This window comes from Microbacterium sp. P5_B6 (assembly GCF_056400345.1).
In genome coordinates this window covers 371524-392718 of sequence record NZ_JBFULL010000001.1, presented here as the reverse complement: position 1 = coordinate 392718, position 21195 = coordinate 371524, and the positions used below count along the sequence as shown (strand labels likewise).

The 21195-nt window shown below is 69.1% G+C and carries 22 protein-coding genes; 12 read left to right on the top strand and 10 right to left on the bottom strand.

Annotation, left to right across the window (positions count from 1 at the left end; translation table 11 throughout):
- Nucleotides 1–13: 13 nt before the first annotated feature.
- Genes AC1DP3_RS01695 through AC1DP3_RS01685 form a run of 3 tightly spaced genes read right to left on the bottom strand, consistent with a single transcriptional unit; the run spans nt 14 to nt 2669 of the window.
- Nucleotides 14–772, bottom strand: a complete 759-nt coding sequence (locus AC1DP3_RS01695) for an SDR family NAD(P)-dependent oxidoreductase (RefSeq protein WP_477290634.1) — start codon at nt 770–772, stop codon at nt 14–16.
- Nucleotides 769–1620 (bottom strand): fumarylacetoacetate hydrolase family protein, encoded by an 852-nt coding sequence (locus AC1DP3_RS01690; protein ID WP_477290632.1) that lies wholly within the window; start codon nt 1618–1620, stop codon nt 769–771. The genes AC1DP3_RS01695 and AC1DP3_RS01690 overlap by 4 nt, the downstream gene beginning before the upstream one ends.
- Nucleotides 1621–1646: 26 nt before the next feature.
- A complete protein-coding gene (locus tag AC1DP3_RS01685; protein ID WP_477290630.1) occupies nt 1647–2669 on the bottom strand; it encodes a zinc-dependent alcohol dehydrogenase in 1023 nt (340 codons plus the stop codon).
- A 155-nt stretch (nt 2670–2824) separates the two neighbouring features.
- On the opposite strand from AC1DP3_RS01685, the gene AC1DP3_RS01680 reads away from it, so the two are divergent.
- The 6 genes from AC1DP3_RS01680 (at nt 2825) to AC1DP3_RS01655 (ending at nt 9010) form a co-directional block, all read left to right on the top strand.
- Nucleotides 2825–4015: a CaiB/BaiF CoA transferase family protein gene (locus tag AC1DP3_RS01680; RefSeq protein WP_477290628.1), complete on the top strand. Its 1191-nt coding sequence runs from the start codon at nt 2825–2827 to the stop codon at nt 4013–4015.
- A complete protein-coding gene (locus tag AC1DP3_RS01675; protein WP_477290626.1) occupies nt 4012–5142 on the top strand; it encodes an extracellular solute-binding protein in 1131 nt (376 codons plus the stop codon). Before AC1DP3_RS01680 ends, AC1DP3_RS01675 begins: the two co-directional genes overlap by 4 nt.
- Nucleotides 5127–5594 carry a MaoC family dehydratase gene (locus tag AC1DP3_RS01670; protein WP_477290624.1) on the top strand — a complete coding sequence of 156 codons (468 nt, stop codon included), beginning with the start codon at nt 5127–5129 and terminating at the stop codon, nt 5592–5594. The genes AC1DP3_RS01675 and AC1DP3_RS01670 overlap by 16 nt, the downstream gene beginning before the upstream one ends.
- Before the next feature lie 16 nt (nt 5595–5610).
- Nucleotides 5611–6627: a LacI family DNA-binding transcriptional regulator gene (locus tag AC1DP3_RS01665; protein WP_477290622.1), complete on the top strand. Its 1017-nt coding sequence runs from the start codon at nt 5611–5613 to the stop codon at nt 6625–6627.
- A gap of 107 nt (nt 6628–6734) precedes the next feature.
- Entirely contained in the window at nt 6735–7712 is a 978-nt protein-coding gene (locus AC1DP3_RS01660; protein ID WP_477290620.1) for an aldo/keto reductase, read from the top strand.
- The gene (locus tag AC1DP3_RS01655; RefSeq protein ID WP_477290618.1) at nt 7709–9010 is read left to right on the top strand and encodes an L-fuconate dehydratase; all 1302 of its coding nucleotides are present in this window, start codon (nt 7709–7711) and stop codon (nt 9008–9010) included. The genes AC1DP3_RS01660 and AC1DP3_RS01655 overlap by 4 nt, the downstream gene beginning before the upstream one ends.
- On the opposite strand, the gene AC1DP3_RS01650 is transcribed toward AC1DP3_RS01655, so the two are convergent.
- Nucleotides 9007–9747 carry a FadR/GntR family transcriptional regulator gene (locus AC1DP3_RS01650; RefSeq protein ID WP_477290616.1) on the bottom strand — a complete coding sequence of 247 codons (741 nt, stop codon included), beginning with the start codon at nt 9745–9747 and terminating at the stop codon, nt 9007–9009. The two genes, AC1DP3_RS01655 and AC1DP3_RS01650, sit on opposite strands and share 4 nt — an antisense overlap.
- Before the next feature lie 217 nt (nt 9748–9964).
- Between AC1DP3_RS01650 and AC1DP3_RS01645 the strand changes: the two genes are divergently transcribed.
- From AC1DP3_RS01645 to AC1DP3_RS01620, 6 genes are all read left to right on the top strand, one after another.
- Nucleotides 9965–10834, top strand: coding sequence for an amidohydrolase family protein (locus AC1DP3_RS01645; RefSeq protein WP_477290614.1), 870 nt, complete (start codon nt 9965–9967; stop codon nt 10832–10834).
- Nucleotides 10835–11074: 240 nt separating this feature from the next.
- A complete protein-coding gene (locus AC1DP3_RS01640; RefSeq protein WP_477290612.1) occupies nt 11075–12391 on the top strand; it encodes an ABC transporter substrate-binding protein in 1317 nt (438 codons plus the stop codon).
- Between the two features lie 71 nt (nt 12392–12462).
- A complete protein-coding gene (locus AC1DP3_RS01635; RefSeq protein WP_477290610.1) occupies nt 12463–13440 on the top strand; it encodes a carbohydrate ABC transporter permease in 978 nt (325 codons plus the stop codon).
- Nucleotides 13437–14378 (top strand): carbohydrate ABC transporter permease, encoded by a 942-nt coding sequence (locus AC1DP3_RS01630; protein WP_477290608.1) that lies wholly within the window; start codon nt 13437–13439, stop codon nt 14376–14378. Before AC1DP3_RS01635 ends, AC1DP3_RS01630 begins: the two co-directional genes overlap by 4 nt.
- A 4-nt stretch (nt 14379–14382) precedes the next feature.
- A complete protein-coding gene (locus AC1DP3_RS01625) occupies nt 14383–15504 on the top strand; it encodes a Gfo/Idh/MocA family protein (RefSeq protein WP_477290606.1) in 1122 nt (373 codons plus the stop codon).
- A complete protein-coding gene (locus AC1DP3_RS01620; protein ID WP_477290604.1) occupies nt 15501–15824 on the top strand; it encodes an L-rhamnose mutarotase in 324 nt (107 codons plus the stop codon). Before AC1DP3_RS01625 ends, AC1DP3_RS01620 begins: the two co-directional genes overlap by 4 nt.
- Before the next feature lie 121 nt (nt 15825–15945).
- Here AC1DP3_RS01620 and AC1DP3_RS01615 read toward each other — a convergent pair whose 3' ends face one another.
- From AC1DP3_RS01615 to AC1DP3_RS01590, 6 genes are read right to left on the bottom strand one after another with little or no spacing between them, the layout of a single operon-like run.
- Nucleotides 15946–16905 (bottom strand): NAD(P)/FAD-dependent oxidoreductase, encoded by a 960-nt coding sequence (locus AC1DP3_RS01615; RefSeq protein WP_477290738.1) that lies wholly within the window; start codon nt 16903–16905, stop codon nt 15946–15948.
- A gap of 14 nt (nt 16906–16919) precedes the next feature.
- On the bottom strand, nt 16920–17240 hold the full coding sequence (gene fdxA / locus AC1DP3_RS01610) for a ferredoxin (RefSeq protein WP_477290602.1): 321 nt from the start codon (nt 17238–17240) through the stop codon (nt 16920–16922).
- Nucleotides 17237–18688: an FAD-dependent oxidoreductase gene (locus AC1DP3_RS01605; RefSeq protein ID WP_477290600.1), complete on the bottom strand. Its 1452-nt coding sequence runs from the start codon at nt 18686–18688 to the stop codon at nt 17237–17239. Before AC1DP3_RS01605 ends, fdxA begins: the two co-directional genes overlap by 4 nt.
- Complete coding sequence (gene cobA, locus AC1DP3_RS01600) at nt 18685–19512, bottom strand: uroporphyrinogen-III C-methyltransferase (protein WP_477290598.1); 828 nt, start codon at nt 19510–19512, stop codon at nt 18685–18687. The genes AC1DP3_RS01605 and cobA overlap by 4 nt, the downstream gene beginning before the upstream one ends.
- A complete protein-coding gene (locus tag AC1DP3_RS01595) occupies nt 19509–20432 on the bottom strand; it encodes an ABC transporter permease (protein WP_477290596.1) in 924 nt (307 codons plus the stop codon). The genes cobA and AC1DP3_RS01595 overlap by 4 nt, the downstream gene beginning before the upstream one ends.
- Nucleotides 20422–21186: an ABC transporter ATP-binding protein gene (locus tag AC1DP3_RS01590; protein WP_477290736.1), complete on the bottom strand. Its 765-nt coding sequence runs from the start codon at nt 21184–21186 to the stop codon at nt 20422–20424. Before AC1DP3_RS01590 ends, AC1DP3_RS01595 begins: the two co-directional genes overlap by 11 nt.
- Between the last annotated feature and the right edge of the window lie 9 nt (nt 21187–21195).

Here is a 21195-nt window from a genome sequence, read left to right as displayed (position 1 = left end):
GCCGCCTGGCCGCTTAGTCCTTCGGACGCACGCGCAGGTGCGTGAGACCGCCGTCGACATCGAGGGCGGTGCCCGTCGTCGAGCCCGACAGCGGGCTCGCCAGGTACAGGATGGCGCCGGCGACTTCTTCTGGCGTCACCATGCGTCCGGTCGCCTGCCGCGCGTCGAGCGCGGCCCGCTCCTTCACGGGGTCGTCGAAGCCTTGCAGCATCCGATCGACGAACGGGGTCGAGACCGTCCCGGGGTTCACGCAGTTGACCCGCACGCCCTCGCGCACATGGTCGGTGGCCATCGCGAGGGTCAGGCTCAGGATCGCGCCCTTGGAGGCCGAGTACACCGCTCGCTGGGGGAGGCCGTTGAGCGCGGCGACCGAGCAGAGGTTGACGATCACCGCGTGGCCGGAGCGTCGCAGCCACGGCAGGGCGGCCGAGCTCACGCGCGCCGTGCCGGTGACGTTGATGTCTATCACCCTCGCCCAATCGGCATCCGTCGCCTCTTCCACGGTTCCGACCGAGCTGATGCCCGCACTGTTGACCACGATGTCGATGCCGCCGAACGCATCGGCCACGGCTGCGATCGCTGCATCCACCGACGAGCGGTCGGAGACGTCGGCACGGAAGCCGGTGAGCCCCTCGGGCAGGTCGCCCGGGTTGAGATCGAGCACCGCGACGCGCGCACCCCGCGCGGCGAAGGCGGAGGCCGTCGCCAGCCCGATCCCGGAGGCGCCACCGGTGACGACGGCGACGAGGCCGTCGAACTCCCCCGAGCTCATGCCTGCACCAGCGTCTGACGCGAGCGGCCCAGCCCGTCGATCTCGAGTTCGACCACGTCGCCCTCGCGCAGGTACGGATTGCCCGGGATGCCGAGGGCCACGCCGGCGGGAGTGCCGGTGTTGATGAGGTCTCCCGGGTGCAGCACCATGAACTGCGAGAGGTACCAGATCACATAGGCGACAGGGAAGATCTGGGCGGAGGTCGAGCCGTTCTGGCGCAGCTCGCCGTTGACCCAGAGCCGCAGCCCGAGGTTCTGCGGGTCCGCGACCTTGTCTGCCGGCACCAGGTCGGGGCCGAGCGGGTTGAACGTCTCGCAGCTCTTGCCCTTGTCCCACTGGCCTCCCCGCTCGAGCTGGAACTCCCGCTCGGAGACGTCGTGCGAGAGCACATAGCCCGCGACGTGGTCGAGAGCGTCCTCCGGGGATCCGAGATACCGCGCCTCAGTGCCGATCACGACGCCGAGCTCGACCTCCCAGTCGGTCTTCACCGATCGCCGGGGGATGAGGACGTCGTCGAAGGGTCCGACGACGGTCGTGGGGTCCTTCATGAACACCACGGGTTCGGCCGGCACAGCGGCGCCCGTCTCCTCGGCGTGATCGTGATAGTTCAGGCCGATGCACACGACCTTGCCCGGCCGGGCCACCGGCGATGCCACCCGCAGGTCGGCGGCGCCGGCGAGCTCGGGCAGGTCGCCCGCGGCCGCGGCGGCGTGGGCGCGGGCCACGCCGTCTGCGGCGAGGAACGATCCGTCGATGTCGGCCGTGAGAGGCCGCAGGTCGAAGACCCGGCCGTCGTGGCGGACGACGGGGATCTCGGTGCCGGGGTCGCCGAGGCGTCCGAGTGTCATGGTGGTTCTCCTCTGCGATGGGTTGTTCATGCCTGGCCTCCGACATCCACCAGGATCTTCATCGCCCGCGCGGCTTCGAGGTCGGCGAAGGCGTCCTGGGTCTGGCTGAGCGGCGCGATGCGGGTGATGAGAAGGTCGGCGGGGATCACGCCGTCGGCCACGAGCTCGACGGCGGTCTCGAAATCCTGTCGCTGGTACACGCGGGCGCCCAGGATGCTGAGCTCCCGCCAGAACACGCGCTGCAGGTCGATCTCGCGCGGCGTCGGGTGGATCGCGACGACCACGATGGTGCCGCGCACCTTCGCGAGCCCGGTCGCGCCGAGCACTGCCGCGGCAGCCCCCGACACCTCGAAGACGACGTCGGCACCGGCGCCGGCCGACCACTCGGTCACCCAGGTCACCTGGTCGACGGCACGGGGGTCGAGAGTCGCGAAGCCGAGTCCCTCGATCTGCGCACGCCGCTTCTCGTCGAGTTCGATCACGACGACGTCCCCGCCGAAGTGGCGGGCGACGGACGCGATCAGCACACCGATGGGGCCGCCGCCGATGACGACGACCTTCTGGCCGGGAGTGAGCTGCGACCGGCGCACGTCGTGGACGGCGACCGCGACCGGTTCGACGAGAGCCGCGTGGTCGAGACGGAGTCCGGACGGCAGGGCGACGAGGGTCTCGACGGGGACGTTCCACCGCCCCTGCAGCGACCCGGGGGAGTCGATCCCGATGAAGTCGAGGTTCTGGCAGATGTGGGTGTTGCCGGCGAGGCAGGCCGGACACGTGCCGTCCCACGACAGCGGCATGACGGTCACCCCGTCGCCGACGCTCCACCCCGAGACGCCCTCGCCGAGAGCCGCGATCGTCCCGCTCATCTCGTGCCCGAAGACGAGCGGGGTCTCCACCCGGGCATCCATGCTTCCGTGCAGGATGTGCAGGTCCGTGCCGCACAAGCCGGTGTAGGCGACGGCGATCTGCACCTGACTCGGACCGGGAGGAACCGCCTCTGCCTCGGAGATGGAGATGGTGCCATCGCCCACGTAACTCGCTGTCAGCATCGACAACTCCTAAAGATCAGATGAATGTACCCTCCCAGTCTGCACTACTGGGGCAGTGCGACCGGTGGTGTTGCGGTTGCCGCACACTCTAAACTAGCATGAGCAAACGATTGATCAAGCGCGATCATGCCCAGTGAGAAAGTGGTGCACTCCCGATGCCTGCAGGGAATACCGGGCCGCTGGACGGCCTGCTCGTCCTGGACTTCAGCCAATTCCTCGCCGGTCCGGTCGCTGCCATGCGCCTTGCCGACCTCGGTGCCCGAGTCATCAAGGTCGAGCGTCCGGGCACGGGAGACATCGGACGAACTCTCGCGTTCGCCGGTCGCGTCGTCGACGGTGACACCGTGTCGTTCCACGCGATGAATCGCAACAAGGAGTCGATCACCGCCGACCTGAAGGTCCCGACCGACCTCGCGTATGTCACGGAGCTGGTCGCGCGCGCCGACGTCGTCATCCAGAACTTCCGCCCAGGGGTCATGGAGCGGATCGGGCTCGACTACGAATCCGTCAAGGCGATCAACCCCTCGATCGTCTACGCGAGCGCCACCGGCTACGGCACCGAAGGACCCTGGCGCGACCGCCCAGGCCAGGATCTGCTCGCTCAGTCGATCTCGGGAGTCCCCTGGCTCAGCGGCTCGAAAGCCGACGGTCCGGTCCCCGTCGGCCTGTCGATCGCCGACCACCTGCTCAGCTGCCATATCGCCCAGGGCGTCACGGCGCTGCTGGTTCGCCGCTTCCGCACCGGCGAGGGAGGACTCGTGGAGTCGAGCCTCCTCGAGTCGATGCTCGATCTGCAGTTCGAGCTGCTGAGCACGAAGCTCAACGACGACTCGATCCACGTCGAGCGGCACGGCGAGCACTCCGCTCATGCCTTTCTCGCCGCGCCGTACGGGACGTACCCGACCAGCGACGGCTATATCGCCCTTGCGATGAATCCGATCCCCAAGCTCGGCAGCCTCCTCGAGCTGCCCGTCCTCGAGCAGATGGCCGATCCGCAGGACGCCTGGGATCGGCAGGAGGAGATCGAGGCCATCCTCGCGGCGCGCTTCGCGCTCGGGACGACGCAGTCCTGGCTCGACATCCTGGACGCCGCCGACGTCTGGTGCGCCCCGGTGCTCACCCTCGACGATCTGCTCGCCTCGGACGGCTTCGCCGCCATCCGCATGACCCAGGACGTCACCCGACGAGGCGCGACGATCTCCACGACCCGCAGTCCGCTGCGCATCGACGGCCGCGTGCTCACGAGCGAGAAGGCCGCACCGATCCTCGGCGAAGACGACGCGCGCGTGCGCGCCGAGTTCCCGCCCGCCTCGCACCCCCTCGTCGAGCGGGAGGAGGCACGGTGACCACGATCCTGAAGGGCATCACCTGGGAGCACGCGCGGGGGTACGGCAGCGTCGCTGCGGCCGCTCGCGCCTACCGATCCGTCGCGCCCGATGTCGAAGTGCACTGGGAGCAGCGCTCGCTCCAGGCCTTCGCCGACCAGCCCCTCGAATCCCTCGTCGAGCAGTACGACCTGCTCGTCATCGACCACCCGCACATCCCCCTCGCCGCGGAGCACGAGCTCTTCGCCCGGCTCGACGGCACCGGCCACGACGACGAGCTGGCGGTTCTCGCGGGCCAGTCGGTGGGGCCGTCGCACGACACGTACCGCCATGCCGGCGGGCAGTGGGGACTGGCGACGGATGCCGCGGCCCAGGTGGCCGCCTACCGTCCCGACCTCCTGCCCGAACCCCCGCGCGACTGGGCAGGCGTCCTCGCTCTCGCCGAGCAGGGGCGCGTGCTGTGGCCGCATAAGCCCGTGGATTCCTTCTCGAGCCTCGTGACCGTCGCGTCCGGCAACGGGGAGGAGCCGATGCGCTCGCCTGGAGTGTTCCTCAGCGCCGACGGGCTCGCCGAGGCGATGGACACGCTCCGCCGCCTCGCCCGGCTCGTGCCGGCCGACAACGCCGGCTGGAATCCGATCCAGACGGCGGATGCGCTCAGCTCCGGCGACCGGTACGCCTATGTGCCGCTCATGTTCGGCTACACCAACTACAGTCGCGCCGGCTTCCGCGACCACCGCCTGGCGTACGTCGACATCCCCTCGTCGCGCGAGGGGGTGCGCGGTGCCCTGCTGGGCGGCGCCGGCATCGCGGTGTCGGCGCACACCCGGCATCCCGAGCAGGCGATCGCGCACGCGTTCTGGCTCGACAGCGCCGAGGTGCAGGAGGGCGTCTACTACGACGCGGGCGGGCAGCCCGGAAACGCGGTCGCGTGGGAGAGCGATCGCACCAATGCCGATTCGCTGGACTTCTTCCGCGGGACGCGCGCGACGCTCGAGGGCGCCTATGTGAGACCACGGTTCGTCCACTACATCGAGCTGCAGAACGCGCTCTCGGAGTTCGTCACTGAGGCGCTCGTCGGCCGACTCACGGACGACCAGCTGCGGGCACGACTCGACGAAGGCGTCGAAGAATGGCTGGTGCCCTGATGAAGACCATCGACCGGTGGTTCGAGGACATCGAACCCGGTGAGCGTCGGGAGAGTGTGGGACGCACGATCACCGAGGCCGACATCGTGCTGCACGCGGGGCAGACGGGCGACTTCTTCCCTCATCACATGGATGCCGAATGGATGGCGACACAGCCCGCCGGCCAGCGCATCGCGCACGGGACGCTGATCCTCTCGGTCGCGGTCGGCATGACGGCGAGCGACATCAATCCGCAGTCCATGAGCTACGGCTACGACAAGGTCCGCTTCATCGGCCCGGTCTTCATCGGCGACACGATCCGGGTGACGGCCGAGATCACCGAGAAGACCGAGCATCCGAAGCGCCCGGACGCGGTCGGCTTCGTCAGCGAACTCGTCACGGTGGTCAATCAGCGAAGTGAGACGGTGATGGTGCTGACCCACCTCTACCTCGTGAACCGTCGCGCGGCGTGATCCCTACACTGGGCGCATGGCCACGCTGAGCGATGTCGCCGCGCGGGCGGGGGTGTCGGTCTCGGCCGTCTCGCGCGTGCTGAGCGACGCGCCGAGCGCCCGCGTCAGCGATCAGACGCGCCGGCGCATCCACCAGGCAGCCGAGGAACTCGGCTACCGTCCCAATTTCGCCGCGCGCGCACTGAAGTTCGCGCGCACGAACGTCGTCGGACTCGTCGTGCCCGACCTGACCAATGCGATCTTCACCGAGCTGATGAGCGGTGTGGAGGACGAGGCGCACCGCCGCGGGTACATGGTGCTGCTCGCGCGGGCGGAGGGGATGCCGGAGGGCGAGGAATCGATCCCCCGCCTGATCGGCGAGGGGAGGGTGGACGGGGTGCTCGTGCAGGTCGGCGACAACATGCGGCCGCAGGATCTGCAGACGCTCGTCGAGGGGAGCCTGCCCGTCGTGTTCGTGAACTCGATCCACCCCCAGGGCGCGGGCTCGGTGGTTCTGCAGGACGAGCTCGGCATGCGCCTGGGCACGCAGCACCTGATCGACCTCGGTCACACCCGGATCGGTCTGCTCGGCGGCCACCCCGCATCCGACTCCGCGGCGCGACGCGAGGCCGGCTTCCGTGCCGCCATGGCGGACGCGGGCATCGAGGCGCCGGATGGCCGGGTGACCCGTCTCGGCTACGACCCTCGCAGCGGGGGGATCGGCCTCGCCCGCCTGGCCGCCCTGGCCGAGCCGCCGACCGCCGTCGTGGTGGCGAATGTGAACGCGGCGCACGGGGCGCTCCTCGAGGCCCGCCGTCTCGGTCTGCGCGTGCCCGAAGACCTTTCCATCGTGGCGATGCACGACGCGTGGACAGCCGAGAATGCGTGGCCCCCGCTGACAACGGTGCGGATGCCGCTGTATGAGCTCGGCTCCGCAGCCATGTCGGCGATCTTCGATCGCATCACGGGAGGAGTCGTCGCCGACACCGTCGTGACGGATCCCGCGCCGGTGTTGATCGAGCGCGAGTCGACCGCTCCCCCGATCACCGGATAGAACCGATCTTTAGGCCCGGATTCGGCCTATCAATGCCCTCGCGCGAGCTTTTCGCACTCAATCATCCAATGATTCCCCTAGGATGAGGAGATCGCGGAGGGAACATCATGCACGCACGCGCAACGAGGCGCGGCCTGGAGCTCACCGAGCTCGGGCTGGGCACAGCACAGCTCGGCAACCTCTATCGGGTCACGTCCGACGCCGAGGCCACCGAGACCATAGAGGCCGCATGGGGTGCCGGCATCCGCTATTTCGACACCGCACCCCACTACGGGGTCGGACTCTCCGAGCGGCGCGTCGGAGCTGAGCTGGCCGGGTATCCGCGCGACGAATTCGTCGTGTCGACGAAAGTGGGCCGGCTTCTCGTGCCGAGCCCCGAGACCGCACACGAGCGCGACGGCCAGGGTTTCGATGTCCCCGCAGACCCCCGCCGCGAGTGGGACTTCAGCCGTGACGGCATCCTGCGCTCGGTCGAGGACTCGCTCGAGCGGATGGGTCTCGATCGGATCGACATCCTGTATCTGCACGATCCCGACGACCACTTCGAGCAGGCCTCGACCGAGGGCATCGCGGCGCTCATCGAGCTGCGCGAGCAGGGCGTCGTCACCGAGGTGGGCGCCGGCATGAATCACGCTGCTCCGCTGGCAGAGCTCATCCGTCGCGCGGATGTCGACATCGTCATGTGCGCGGGGCGCTTCACGCTCGTCGACGATGAGGCGCTCGCAGAACTTCTCCCGCTCGCCACCGAGCGCGGCGTCGGCGTGGTCGCTGCGGCCGTCTACAACTCGGGGCTGCTGAGCAGGCCCCGCCCCGCTCCGGACGCCCACTTCGACTATCAGCCTGCTCCGCCCGAGCTCCTCGCACGGGCGGGCCGCATCGCCGATGTCTGCGAGCGGCACGGGGTGACCCTGCCGGATGCCGCCATCTCGTACGTGCTGCGGCATCCCGCGGTCGTCAGCGTCGTGCTCGGCGCCCGCGGCGGCGCGCAGGTGCGCTCGAACAGCGAGCGGACCGCCACTCCCATCCCCAACCTCGTCTGGCGCGAGCTCGCCGACGCCGGACTCATCCCGGAGGCTCTTGCATGACCACGATCACCGCAGTGACGGCGCACGATGTGCGCTTCCCGACGTCGCTGAGCATGGACGGCTCGGACGCCATGAACAAGGACGGGGACTACTCCGCCGCGTACGTCGTCGTGCACACCGACGACCCGGAGGTGAAGGGATACGGCTTCACCTTCACGATCGGGCGCGGCAACGATCTCTGCGTCGAGGCCGCGCGCCAGCGGGGGCTGCCCCTGGTCGGACGATCCGTGGAGGACGCGGTGTCCGACCTCGGCGGCCTCTACCGCGAGCTGGCGTCGGATTCGCAGCTGCGATGGCTCGGCCCCGAGAAGGGGGTCGTCCACCTCGCGATGGCAGCGGTCATGAATGCGATGTGGGATCTCGCCGCGCGCCTTGCGGGCAAGCCGCTCTGGCGACTGCTGGCGGACATGACCCCGGAGCAGCTCGTCGACGCCGCCGACATGCGCTATCTGTCGGACGCGCTGACACGCGAGGAGGCGATCGCGATGCTCAGCGACCTGATGCCGACGCGCTCTGCGCGGGTCGCCGAGCTGGAGGGCCGCGGCGGGTATCCCTGCTACACGACGAGTGCCGGATGGCTGGGCTACAGCGACGACAAGCTGCGACGTCTCCTGCAGGAGGCCGTCGACGAGGGCTATCGGCACGTGAAGCTGAAGGTCGGGGCGAACCTCGACGACGACATCCGCCGTCTTCGCATCGCCCGAGAGGTCATCGGGTGGGATGCGAACCTCATGATCGACGCGAACCAGGTGTGGGACGTTCCCGAGGCGATCGAGTGGATGAGCCATCTCGCGGAGTTCAGGCCGCTCTGGATCGAAGAGCCCACGAGCCCGGACGACATCCTGGGTCACGCTGCGGTGCGCAGGGCGGTCTCTCCGATCGGCGTCGCGACCGGCGAGCACGGCATGAACCGGGTGCTGTTCAAGCAGCTCTTCCAGGCTGAGGCGATCGACTACTGCCAGCTCGACTCCGCACGGCTCGGGAGCGTCAACGAGATTCTCGCGGTCTACTTCATGGCCCAGAAGTTCGGAGTTCCCGTATGTCCGCACGCGGGCGGCGTCGGGCTGTGCGAACTGGTGCAGCACCTCTCGATCTTCGACTTCGTGTGCGTGTCGGGCACCCTCGAGAACCGGGTCACCGAGTTCGTCGACCACCTGCACGAGCACTTCGTCGATCCGTGTGTCGTCGAGAACGGTTCGTACGTGCTTCCGCAGCAGCCGGGCTACAGCGCCGAGATGTTCGAGGACTCGGTCGCCGCCTACTCATTCCCCGGCGGCTCGTACTGGGCGGGGCGTTAGACCGCTTCTGGATCTTCGTCGGCGTGCGCCGCGCTGAACTCCTCGACGCCGAGAAGATGCACCGACATCCGGATGCGGGCCCGTTCGGGGTCGCGCCGCACGAGCTCGTCGAGGATCGCGCGGTGCTCGGCCTGGGTCTCCCGCACCGAGCCGCGGTGCGAGATGGCGCGCCAGAGGCGGGCGCGGAACGTCCGGCCGACGAGGGTGTCGATGATGGCGGCGAGCGGCGGGTTGCCGCTGGCGCGAGCGATCATGCGGTGGAACTGCGTGTCGGCGTCGATGAAGGCCTCGAGGTCCATGTCGGGTTCGCTCTCGAGGATGCGGTCGACGACGGCCAGCACGCCGTCGAGCTCGACGAGTTCGTCATCGGTCAGGCGGGACGCCGCGAGTGAGACGCTCTCGGACTCGAGGACACGGCGAACGGCGAGAAGATCCGCGGCATGCGCGGGCTGCTGGAGATCCGCGAGGAATCCCAGCGGACTCAGAAGCTGACGAGGGTCGAGCGCCGTCACATAGGTGCCGTCGCCCTGGCGGGTCTCGAGGACCCCGAGGGTGGCGAGTGCGCGAACCCCCTCGCGCAGCGACCCTCGAGAGACACCCAGCTGCGCGGCGAGGTCCTTCTCGACAGGAAGTCGCGACCCGGGGTGCAGCTCGCCGTGGGTGAGCATGTCCTTGATGCTCTCGATCACCACGTCGGTCTGTGAGCGGGACACCGTCGCGGTCTTCTGGTCGATCATGGGTGTCAGTGTACGGTTCGGCGCGTCATCGGACGACTAGCGCATGATCAATCGATTGTCTTAGGCTGGAACGGGCGAGACATCCGATGATCTGAGGATGGTCAGGACCGTCCGCGAATGCGGCGTCCCGCGGAGGTGTCTCGTCCGTCGAGTCGGGGCGCCGCAGCAGTCGCCCCCGGGTGCCACGATCCTGACGACCTGAACAGACGGAGACGAAATGACCTTCCCCGTTATCGACGCGCATCAGCACGTCTGGGATCCCGCGGCGGCCGAGTACGACTGGCTGGGACCCGACCTCGCGCCGATCGATGTGGCGATGACGTTCGACGACCTCGCCCCCGAGCTGCGCGCGGCGGGGGTCGATTTCACCGTTCAGGTGCAGTCTGCCGACAACGCCGAGGACACCGCCTTGATGCGCGCGTCCGCCGCGGCCCACCGGGAGGTCGTGGGGATCGTCGGGTACGCCCCACTCGATGATCCTGCCGCGACGGCGGCGACCCTCGACGAATGGGAGGGGGACGGGCTGATGGTGGGAGTGCGCAACCTCATCCACAACAAGCCGGATCCCGATTGGCTCCTTCGCCGAGATGTCGACGAATCCCTCGGTCTGCTCGAGGAGCGCGGCATGGCCCTCGATGTCGTAGCCGTGCTGCCGCGGCACCTCGAGCTCGTGCCGATCCTCTCCGCGCGGCATCCGGGCCTGCGCATGGTCATCGACCACCTCGCCAAGCCGCCGATCGGGCTCGACTCGGACCAGCCCTGGAGTTCGCTCATGGCCGCGGCAGCGGAGAACCCTCTGGTGCACGGCAAGATCAGCGGTCTCTACTCCGCGACGGACGACGTGGCCGCGTGGTCGACGGAGGGGATCAGACCCTTCTTCGAGCGCGCGCTCGACCTCTTCGGACCGAGTCGTCTGATGTACGGCGGAGACTGGCCGATCGCCGTGCTGGCCGGCGGCTACACCCGCGTCTGGGCTGGCCTGCGACCGCTGTTCGGAGGGCTGAGCGCGCTCGACCGCGAGCTGGTTCTGGGCCGCACGGCCGCCGGCTTCTACCGCCTCGAAGCCGTACGCCTCGGCGTCGAATGATCTAATCACTAACGCCCGATCCACTCCTGAATCGTTACCTCGGGGGTGGTCGTGAGCGATTCATCTGATGTATGGTTCGACTGGCAGTGCGAAACCCACCGCCGCACACAACGTGCGCAAACGTTTGACTCCGAGCAGTACCGAGGATAGCGTTTGATCACGATCGAGCGGCGCTTGCACCACCACGCAGATCACGACGGCGTGCGCTCAGCGACGCCACCCCTCATTCAAGGAGTGTCAATGAAGACCAAGAGGATCCTCACGGCGGGCGCAGCCATCGTCGTGGCGGCTCTCGCCCTCGCCGGCTGCTCCGGCGGCGGTGGCGACGCGGCCACGCCGGATGCGCAGACGGACTCGGGCGGCAAGATCACGGTGTGGGTCGACCCGCCCCGCGTGCCCGCGGCCGAAGCCTTCCAGGCGGCTCACCCCGACATCGAGATCGACGTCGTCCAGATCGACGGGACCGTCGGCGGCAAGACGGTCAAGCAGTCGTTCGCCAACTTCGACTCGGCGGGCTCCGGATGGCCCGACGCGATCTTCTTCCCGTCCAACGACGACATCGCCTGGGCCACGAACTCGACGAGCGACTACGCGGCCGATCTCACCGACCTGCTGCCGGACGTCATCGAAGGATATGACCCGGCAGTCCTGTCGTTCTGCGACATCGACGGCAAGATCCGCTGCCTCCGCAACGACGCCGCGCCGGACGTGTTCTGGTACAACAAGGCGTTCTTCGACGAGAACGGGTACACCCTCCCCACGACCTGGGAGGAGTACGGCGACCTCGCGGTCACCATCGCCCAGGAGCACCCCGACAAGATCAGCGGGTTCCTCGGTGACGCCTATGCCGTGAACCGCTATCTGCAGGGCTCGGGCTGCCCGACGAATGACCGCGTCTCCGAGACCGAGGCGCACATCGACCTCAGTGACCCGACGTGCGTCCGCGCGACCGAGCTGCTCACGCAGATGTACGACGGCGGTGCGCTCAGCACTCAGGGCATCTTCGACGGCGACGCGGCCGCGGCCGGCGCCAACCTGGTGATGAGCCCCGGAGCCGTGTGGTGGGGCAACTACCTGTTCCGCGACACCTGGAAGATCCCTGCCGGGCAGATGACTGCGGTCGCCCCGCTCAGCTGGGAGGGTGAGTCCAAGCCGTCGACAGGCAACGAGGGCGGCGGGCTGTGGGGCGTCTCGTCCCACATCACGGGAAAGCAGCTCGAGAACGCGCTGACCTTCGCCACCTTCGTGGCCACCGACCCGGCATGGCAGGTCGAGCTGAGCACCGGACTTCCCGGCTACGGCCCCGTGCAGGACCCGTGGCTCGCGAAGATCGAGTCGGACGCCTACTTCTCGGAGATCCCGACCGTCCAGCAGGCATTCAAGGACGCCGCTTCCGCCGTGAACCCCTACTCGTACATGCTGTACGACACCGGTTCCGTGTGGGCCGAGACCGTGAGCCCGACGCTGATCGCGGGTGGCACGGTCGAGGAGGCCATCGCCGCCTTCGGTGAGGAACTGGTCAACCAGGCCAAATCCGTGGGCTACACCGTCCAGTAACGCATCCGCGGGCGGGGGCGTCGGTCCGGGACCGGCGCCCCCGTTCGCACCAGAGCTTCGAGGAAGAAGTCATGACGACGACCGTCACCGAGACGCTGACCACCGGGCGGCGCCGCAATGCGCCCCCCTCTCGACCGAGCCGCCGCAGATCGCTCCACCGCACCGAGGCCCGCGGCGCGTGGCTGCTGATCGCGCCGTACGCGCTGCTTTTCCTGGTGGCGGCGGCGATCCCCATCGGCTACGCCTTCTACATCTCGCTCCAGAAGCCCGCGACGCTGGTCAACCCGCAGTCGGGCTTCGGCGGACTGGATGCCTTCATCACCGTCGTGACGGACTATCGGTTCGTCGACACGTTCGTGAACATCTTCACGGTCATGATCATCTGGCTGCCCCTCATGATCCTGGGCGTGGTCGGGCTGGCGCTCCTCATCCACGCAAGCCCCGGCCGCTTCGGCGGCGCCATGCGCTTCATCTACTTCGTGCCGGGTGCCCTGGCGGGTATCGCGAACTTCGTGCTCTGGGTCTATCTGCTGAACCCGTCGGAGTCGCCCATCGCCTTCCTCTGGCGGGGCATGGGACTCGACACCCTCAAAGAGATCACGACGACCGAGAACCTTCCCTGGATTCTGACCGGGATGCTGTTCTTCCAGGGCGTCGGAACCTGGATCGTGATCGTCAACGGCGGGCTCAACGGCATCCCGGATGAGATCTTCGAAGCCGCCTCGCTGGACGGCGCCAACGCATGGCAGATGGCGTGGCGGATCAAGCTCCCGCTCATCCGTCCCTGGATCGGGTATGCCGCCCTCATGAACCTGGCGTACGGCTTCCAGCTCTTCCTCGAGCCGTATCTGCTGCGTCAGATCTCCTCGGGCTCGGTCGAGGCCGAGTGGGCTCCGACCCAGCTCGGCTACGCATTCGCCTTCAACAATCGGAACTTTCCCGCGGCGGCGGCGATGTCGATCATCCTGCTCGTCATCACGCTCGCCATCGGGATCTTCATCGTCTTCAGGAGCGGCCTGTTCGGCGAAGACAGGGAGAAGGCACGTTGAGCGCCGCGTCAGAGACGGAAATCCACCGCCCGGTCGGCTCGCGCAGATGGAGCGCGGGCCGGATCGCCCGCGTCTCGGTCATGGTCGTCGTCGCCGCCATGTTCGTCATCCCCATCGTCGGGTTCATCGCCATGGCCTTCCGCAATCAGGAGGGCGTCGCCGCGGGAACGGACGGCTGGCTGGGCCTGCAGGGGATGTCGTGGGACAACGTCGTCTTCAGCTGGAGCCAGATCACCGGCTTCGGTCCTGGCGAAGGCGGCCTCTACCAGCGCTGGATCCTCAACTCCCTGATCCTCTCGGTCGCGGGAGGGCTGCTCGCCATCTTCGCCGCGCTTCCCGCCGGCTATGCGATGGCGAGGCTGCGGTTCCGCTCGCGGAAGTTCTGGCTGTTCGCGACCCTGCTCGCGATGGTGATGCCCAACACGGTGCTCGTGATTCCGCTCTTTCTCGAGGTCAATGCCGTGGGCGCGGTCGGGCAGCTCTGGCCGGTCGCTGTCATCATGGGCTTCTTCCCGTTCGGGGTGTACCTCAGCTACATCCACTTCATGACGACGATGCCCCCGGAGCTGGTCGAAGCGGCGCGCATAGACGGTCTCGGCGAGATCGCGATCTTCCTCAGGGTCGGCCTGCCGATCTCGAAGCAGGCGGTCGCGCTGGTGGCCTTCTTCTCCTTCGTCGCCAACTGGACCAACTTCTTCCTGCCGCTGGCGCTCCTGACGGCGAACCAGCAGAACAAGACGATCTCGATCGGCATCCAGGAGCTGATCGGAGCGAGCCCTCTGTTCAACGCCACCGTTGCCGCGGGGCTGGACGTGAAGCTCTACATGCCGCAGCTCGCCCTGGCGACGGTGATCTCGATGATCCCCCTCCTCGTCGTGTTCCTCGGGGCTCAGCGGTACCTCATCCGCGGTCAGACCGTCGGTGCAGTGAAGGGGTGACGCGATGACCGACCACCCTGAGCTGCACCCGGCCGCGTCGTACACCGTCGAGCTCCCGGTTGCGGCACGCCCCATCGTCATCATCGGCACGGGCGGCATCGTCAAGGACGCGCACCTGCCCGCGTACCGCAAGGCCGGGTATCCGGTGTGGGGGCTCGTCAACCGCACGGTGGCGCGCGCCCAGGCGCTCGCTGACGAGTACGGCATCGAGCGGGTCTTCGGCACGGTCGCCGAGGCGGTGGCCGAGGCGCCTTCCGACGCGGTGTACGACATCGCGCTCATGCCGGAGCAGTACCTCGAGACGCTCGAGGCGCTGCCCGATGGTGCCGCCGTGCTCATCCAGAAGCCGCTCGGACACACTCTCGCGCAGGGGATCGAGCTGCGCGACCTGTGCCGGCGCAAGCGGCTGGTCGCCGCCGTCAACACGCAGCTGCGCTTTGCGCCCTATGTCGAGGCCGCCCGCAACCTCGTCGCGGGGGGCGTGATCGGAGAGCTCTACGATTTCGAGATCCGCGTCTCGGTCGACACGCCGTGGCACCTCTTCCCCCATGTGTTCGGGCTCGAGCGCCTCGAGATCAACATGCACAGCGTGCACTACGTCGACCTCGTGCGTTCGTTCTTCGGCGACCCCGACGGCGTCAGCGCCGTGACCGTGCGCCATCCCCTCAAGGATGAGGTGGCCAACACGCGCTCGACGATCCTCATGCGCTATCGCGATCGACCCCTCCGGGTCACGATCAGCACGAACCACGACCACGCGTTCGGGCCTCAGCACGAAGAGAGCTTCATCAAGTGGGAAGGGACGAAGGGGGCGATCCGCGCGCAGATGGGCCTGCTCCTGGACTACCCGACCGGGGGCCCGGATGCCCTGGAGCTCGCACTCTCTGACGACAAGGGCGCCGGCTGGCAGCCGGTCCCGTTCGAGGGCTCCTGGTTCCCCGACGCCTTCATCGGTTCGATGGGCGCGCTCCAGCGTTTCGTCGACGGGTCGGTGCCGACATTGCCCACGTCGGTCGACGACGTCCTGCACACGATGGCCGTCGTCGAAGCCGCCTACGAATCGGACGCGAGGGAGGGGATCCCCTTGCAGATCCCGGATGCCGAGCCCCGAGGAGCCACATCGTGAAGCGCGTCGCGTCGGTCATCGGCCTCGCTCCGGAGAACCGCGAGGAGTACGAGCGGTACCACGCCGCTGTGTGGCCGGCCGTGCTCGCCCGTCTCACCGCGAGCAGCATCCACAACTACTCCATCTACCGCCACGGCGAGCTGCTGTTCTCGTACTTCGAGTACACCGGTGACGATTACGAGGCCGACATGGCGGCGATCGCCGCCGACCCCGAGACGCAGCGGTGGTGGGCGGTGCAGGAGCCGCTCCAGAGTCCCCTCGACGACCGGGCTCCCGGCGAATGGTGGAAAGAGCTCCCCGAGATCTTCCACCACGACTGAGAGTGACCCGGGCGGCGGCGGGTGCGGCGGCGCCGACCGGCTCGGGAGGAGATGTCCCCGATCGGAGGATGCTGCGGCTCGAGACCTCCTCCGATCGGCGACAGCTCCTCCGCAAGCGCCGTCAGTGGGCGGTGCGCACCCCGACGAGGTCGTGCACGAGCACGGCCGCCGCCCGCGCGCCCTGGCCTGCGGCGACGATGAGCTGCTGCGGCCCGGGAGCGGCAGCATCCCCCGCCGCATACAGTCCAGGCACCGACGTGCGGCCCGAGCCGTCCACCACGAGATGCCCGTCCTCGTCGCGGTCGACCTCGATCGAGCCGAGGAAGTCCAGCGACGGGTGCCACTCGGGCCGCACGAACCCGCCGTCGATCTCGATCCTCGTGCCATCGACCAGTCGCACGGCCGACACGGTTCCGCGGTCGCCCTCCAGGTCGTCGATGCGGCGCCGCTCCACGGCGATCCCGGATGCCGCCAGCTCCGCCTCTTCGACGGTGTCGATGACGTCGGCACCGTGGGTGAAGACGGTGAGGCGGTCGGTCCACCGCGAGATGAGCCGTGCGCGAGCGGCAAGATCGGGTGTCTCGCCGATGAGCGCGAGCCGCCGGTCCTGCAGCTCCCACGCGTCGCACGCGGCGCAGCTGAAGAGCGTCATGCCGTAGAAGGCGCGGAGGCTGGGGATCGCCGGCAGCGTTTCGCGGAGGCCGGTGGCGACGATGAGGGACCGGGATGCCACGGCCGGCGGCGTGCCGGAGCGACGGCCCTGGAGAGCCGTGATGAAGCGCATGCCTGAGACGGCATCCGATGTCAGAAGCCCCCCGGCGACACCGCGATCGATGACGGTGACGTTCGGGTAGGCCGCCAGCTCGGCCCGTGCGAGCTTGCGCAGCTCGATCGGCGAGACGCCGTCGCGGGTCAGGAAGCCGTGCGAGCGCAGCGTCGCTGCGTTCCGCGGGCGGCCCGCGTCGATGAGCAGGACCGAGGCGCGGGCGCGGCCGAGATTGAGCGCCGCCGACAGCCCGGCGGGACCACCGCCGACGATCACGACGTCGACCTCGGTCGATGCGAGGTCCACGGTCTGCATCGTGTCAGCCACGATCAGTGGTCCTGCGGGGGGAGGGCGACGATGACGGGGTGGTCCTTGTGGATCACGCCGACCTTGGCCGCGCCGCCGGGCGAGCCGATGTCGTCGAAGAACTCGACGTTGGCCTTGTAGTAGTCCTGCCACTCGTCGGGCAGGTCGTCTTCGTAGTAGATCGCCTCGACGGGACACACCGGTTCGCAGGCGCCGCAGTCCACGCACTCGTCGGGGTGGATGTAGAGCGAGCGGTCACCCTCGTAGATGCAGTCGACGGGGCACTCGTCGATGCATGCACGGTCCTTGACGTCGACGCACGGCAGCGCGATGACGTACGTCATGACAGCGTCAGGACGCTGCTCAATGGGGCTCCGCCCCAAACCCCCGGCTCGCTGACGCACGCGCCTCGAGACACCTCGACCTGCTCGTCGCGGGGCACGACCTTCACGCGCTCGCGCGTGTGACGGTGGCCGGCGCCGAGCGCCCGCTCGTGAGCGTCGAGCGCGAGCCAGCCGTCCCAGGTCGTGTACGCGACCTCTCGCTCCTCGAGCAGCTCGAGGATGTCGGCGTCGAGGGCGGGCGCCGTGAGGACGCCGGCCTCGGCATCCGCCACCAGATGTGCGATCGTCTCCATCGCGTCGGACTTGGTGTGGCCGATCAGGCCGACCGGGCCGCGCTTGATCCAGCCCGTGGCGTACAGGCCGGGGATGCTCTCGCTCGACTCCGGCGAGCCGGTCACGCGTCCTTCGACGTTCGGGATCACCCCGCGCCGCTCGTCGAACGGCACGCCGACCACAGGCGTGCCGTAGTAGCCGACGGCGCGGTACACCTGCTGCACCGCGATGTCGCGGGTCTCGCCGGTGCCGCGCACCGTGCCGTCTCCGACCGGCTCGTTGCGCTCGAAGCGCAGGCCCTCGACCCTGTCGTCACCGAGCACCTCGACGGGCGAGTGGTAGAAGTGCAGGTGCAGCCGGCGGCTCGCTCCTGTGGACTCCCGCTCACGCCAGCTGTTGAGCACGCGGAGCATGACCTTCAGCTGGTTGTTGGGGGCCTTCGCGGGGTCGGCGTCGACGAAGTCCTCGTCGTGGACGACGATGTCGACGTCGGGCACCTCGCCGAGTTCGCGCAGCTCGATGGGGGTGAACTTGATGTCGGCGGGGCCGCGACGGCCGAAGACGTGGACGTCGGTGACGGCAGAGGCCTCGAGCCCGGCCAGCACGTTGTCGGCGATCTCGGTCGAGCGGAGGTCGACGGCGTGCTTCGCGAGGATCCGCGCGACGTCGAGCGCCACGTTGCCGTTGCCGATGACGGCGACTTCGCGGGCGTCCAGCGGCCAGTCGCGCGGCACGTCCGGGTGACCGTCGAACCACGCGACGAAGTCCGCCGCGCCGTACGAGCCGGGCAGATCGATGCCGGGCACGTCGAGGGCGGCATCCCGGATCGCGCCCGTCGCGAGGATGACCGCGTCGTAGCGATCGCGCAGGTCTTCGAGGTCGATGTCGCGACCCACCTCGACGTTGCCGATGAAGCGGATGGTGCGCCGGGTGTCGCCCTCGGGAGCGTGGTCGAGCATTTCGTGCAGCGAGTTCACGATGCCCTTGATGCGCGGGTGATCGGGCGCCACGCCGTAGCGGATGAGGCCGTAGGGCGAGGGAAGCGACTCGAAGAGATCGATCGCGACCGCGCCTCCGGCCGCCGATACGGAGCCTGCGAGGATGTTGCCGGCGTAGATGCCGGCGGGACCGGCGCCGACGATCGCGACGCGGAGCTGAAGGTTCGAAGAAGTCACAGTGCGTGGGGCTTTCGTGAGGCGCTCGCCGGGGTGGCGAGCGGATCGAAGGAGGACAGACCGAGCGCGAGGGCTTCGGGGGCGTAGGGGCTCACGCGCACGACATCGCCCACGACCACGACGGCCGGAGAGCGGATGCCGCGCTCGGCGGCCTGCGAGGCGATCGTGGCGAGCGTGCCGACGGTGACCCGCTGGCGCGGCCCGAAGCCGTCCTCGACGATCGCGACGGGGCAGTCGGCGCCGCGCTCGCCGCGGGCGAGCGTGAGCGCGGCCGGGGCGAGCGTGCCGATGCTCATGAGCAGGACGACGGTGTGGTCGCGACCGCCGCCGAGCTCGGCGATCTGGTCGTGGCCGGTGACGACGGTGAAGGCGGTCGCGACGCCGCGGTGCGTCAGCGGGATGCCGGCGAGGGCGGGCACCGCGATGGCGCTGGTGACGCCCGACACGACCTCGACGTCGACCCCGCGGTCCTGGCAGAAGGCGAGCTCCTCGGAGCCGCGGCCGAAGATGTACGGGTCGCCGCCCTTGAGGCGGACGACCTGCCTGCCCTCGAGCGCGAAGCGGACGAGGAGGGCGTTGATGTCGTCCTGCGGCACCGCATGGTGGCCGGGCAGCTTGCCGACGTCGACGACCTCGGCACGCAGCTCGACCCCGTCGGCGGCGAGCCCGTCGAGCACGGCGCGTGCGCCGAGGCGGTCCGCGACGATGACGTCGGCGCGCTCCAGCGCGCGAAGACCGCGCACCGTGAGCAGACCCGGATCCCCGGGTCCCGCGCCGACGAGCCACACCTTCCCGGGGGCGCCCTGAGCGTGTGCGCCGGTCATCGCGCGCCTGCCGTCACGAGCAGACCCCGGCGCTTCAGCATCCGGCGCTCGACCGGACCGAAGAAGACGAGCTCGATGAGCACGCCGATCACCAGGATGATGATGATGGTGGCGAGGACGCTGGCGAGGTCGGCGAGCTCGCGGGACTGCTGGAGCATCGAGCCGAGCCCGAAGCCGATCGAGCCGCCCGTCGCGATGATCTCGGCGGCCATCAGCGAGCGCCACGAGAACGCCCAGCCCTGCTTGAGCCCCGCGACATATCCGGGGAGGGCTGCCGGCATGATCACCGCGGTCGCCAGCTGCCAGCGGGACGCGCCGAGGACGGTGCCGACGCGCCGCAGCTGCGGCGGCACCTGGTCGACGCCGGCGATCAGGCCGTTGACGATCGACGGGATCGCGCCCATGAGGATCACGAAGTAGACGGTTGCGTCCGACAGGCCGAACCAGATGATCGCGGCGGGCACCCATGCGACCGACGGGAGCACCTGCAGGCCCGAGATGATCGGGCCGACGGCGCGGCGGATGGGCCGCACCTCGGCCAGCAGCAGGCCGATCGGGGTGCCGACGATGATCGCGATGATGAAGCCGATGATCCCGCGCTCGAGGCTGGTGATGACCGCCTCCTGCAGGCGGCCGGCCTCCCATGCGTCGCCCATCGCATTCCACACGTCGACCGGAGAAGGGACGATGTCGGGGCGCGGCTGGGCGATGACGACGTACAGCTGCCACACCACGATGAGGAGTGCGACGAAGACGATCGGGGGCACGACGCTCGCGGCGAACCGGCGCCAGCCGGTCTGCCCGGCGTCCTCGTCGGTCTGCAGCCGATCGAGGCCGGCGGCGAGGCTGCGCAGCTCGTCGGTCTGCGGGATCGGGCTCTGCGAGCCGTGCGCGAGCGCGGCGGGTGTCTCACGCGGCATTGCGGCGGATCTCCTTCCGCAGCTGCTCGGTGATCTCGACCGAGAGCGAGGCGACCTCGGGGGACTCGATGCGGCGGCCGGTCGTCTTGCCGATGCGCCATTCCTGCACGACCCGGCCGGGCCGGCTCCCGAGCAGCACGACCCGCTGGCCCAGCCGAGCGGCCTCGCGGACGTTGTGGGTCACGAACACGATGGTGCGGCCGGTCGCGCGCCACACCCGCTCCAGCTCTTCGTGCAGCAGGTCCCGGGTGATGGCATCCAAAGCGGCGAAGGGCTCGTCCATGAGGAGCACCGGCCGGTCCTGGGCGAGGGCGCGGGCGAGCGCGACCCGCTGGCGCATGCCGCCCGAGAGCTCGTGCGGGCGCTTCTCGGCGGCATCCGCGAGATTGACGGTGTCGAGCAGGGCCAGCGCCGCCTCACGCCGCTCGCCACGCGGCATCCCCCGCAGCCGCAGCGCCAGCTCGACGTTGCGGCGCGCGGTCAGCCATGGCATGAGCGCGGATTCCTGGAACATGACCGCCGACCCACCGGCGGGGGTCTGGATGCTGCCCGCCGTCGTCTGATCGAGCCCGGCGATGAGGTTGAGCAGCGTCGACTTGCCGCAGCCCGAGGCGCCGAGGAGGCACACGAACTCGCCGGGCGCGATGTCGAGCGAGACGTCGTCGAGAACCACCGGCCCACGCCCGAACCGCTTGGAGACGTGATCGATGCGCACGGCGGGAGCGGGGCCCGGCGCGGAGGCCGGAACCGGCATGACGCCGTC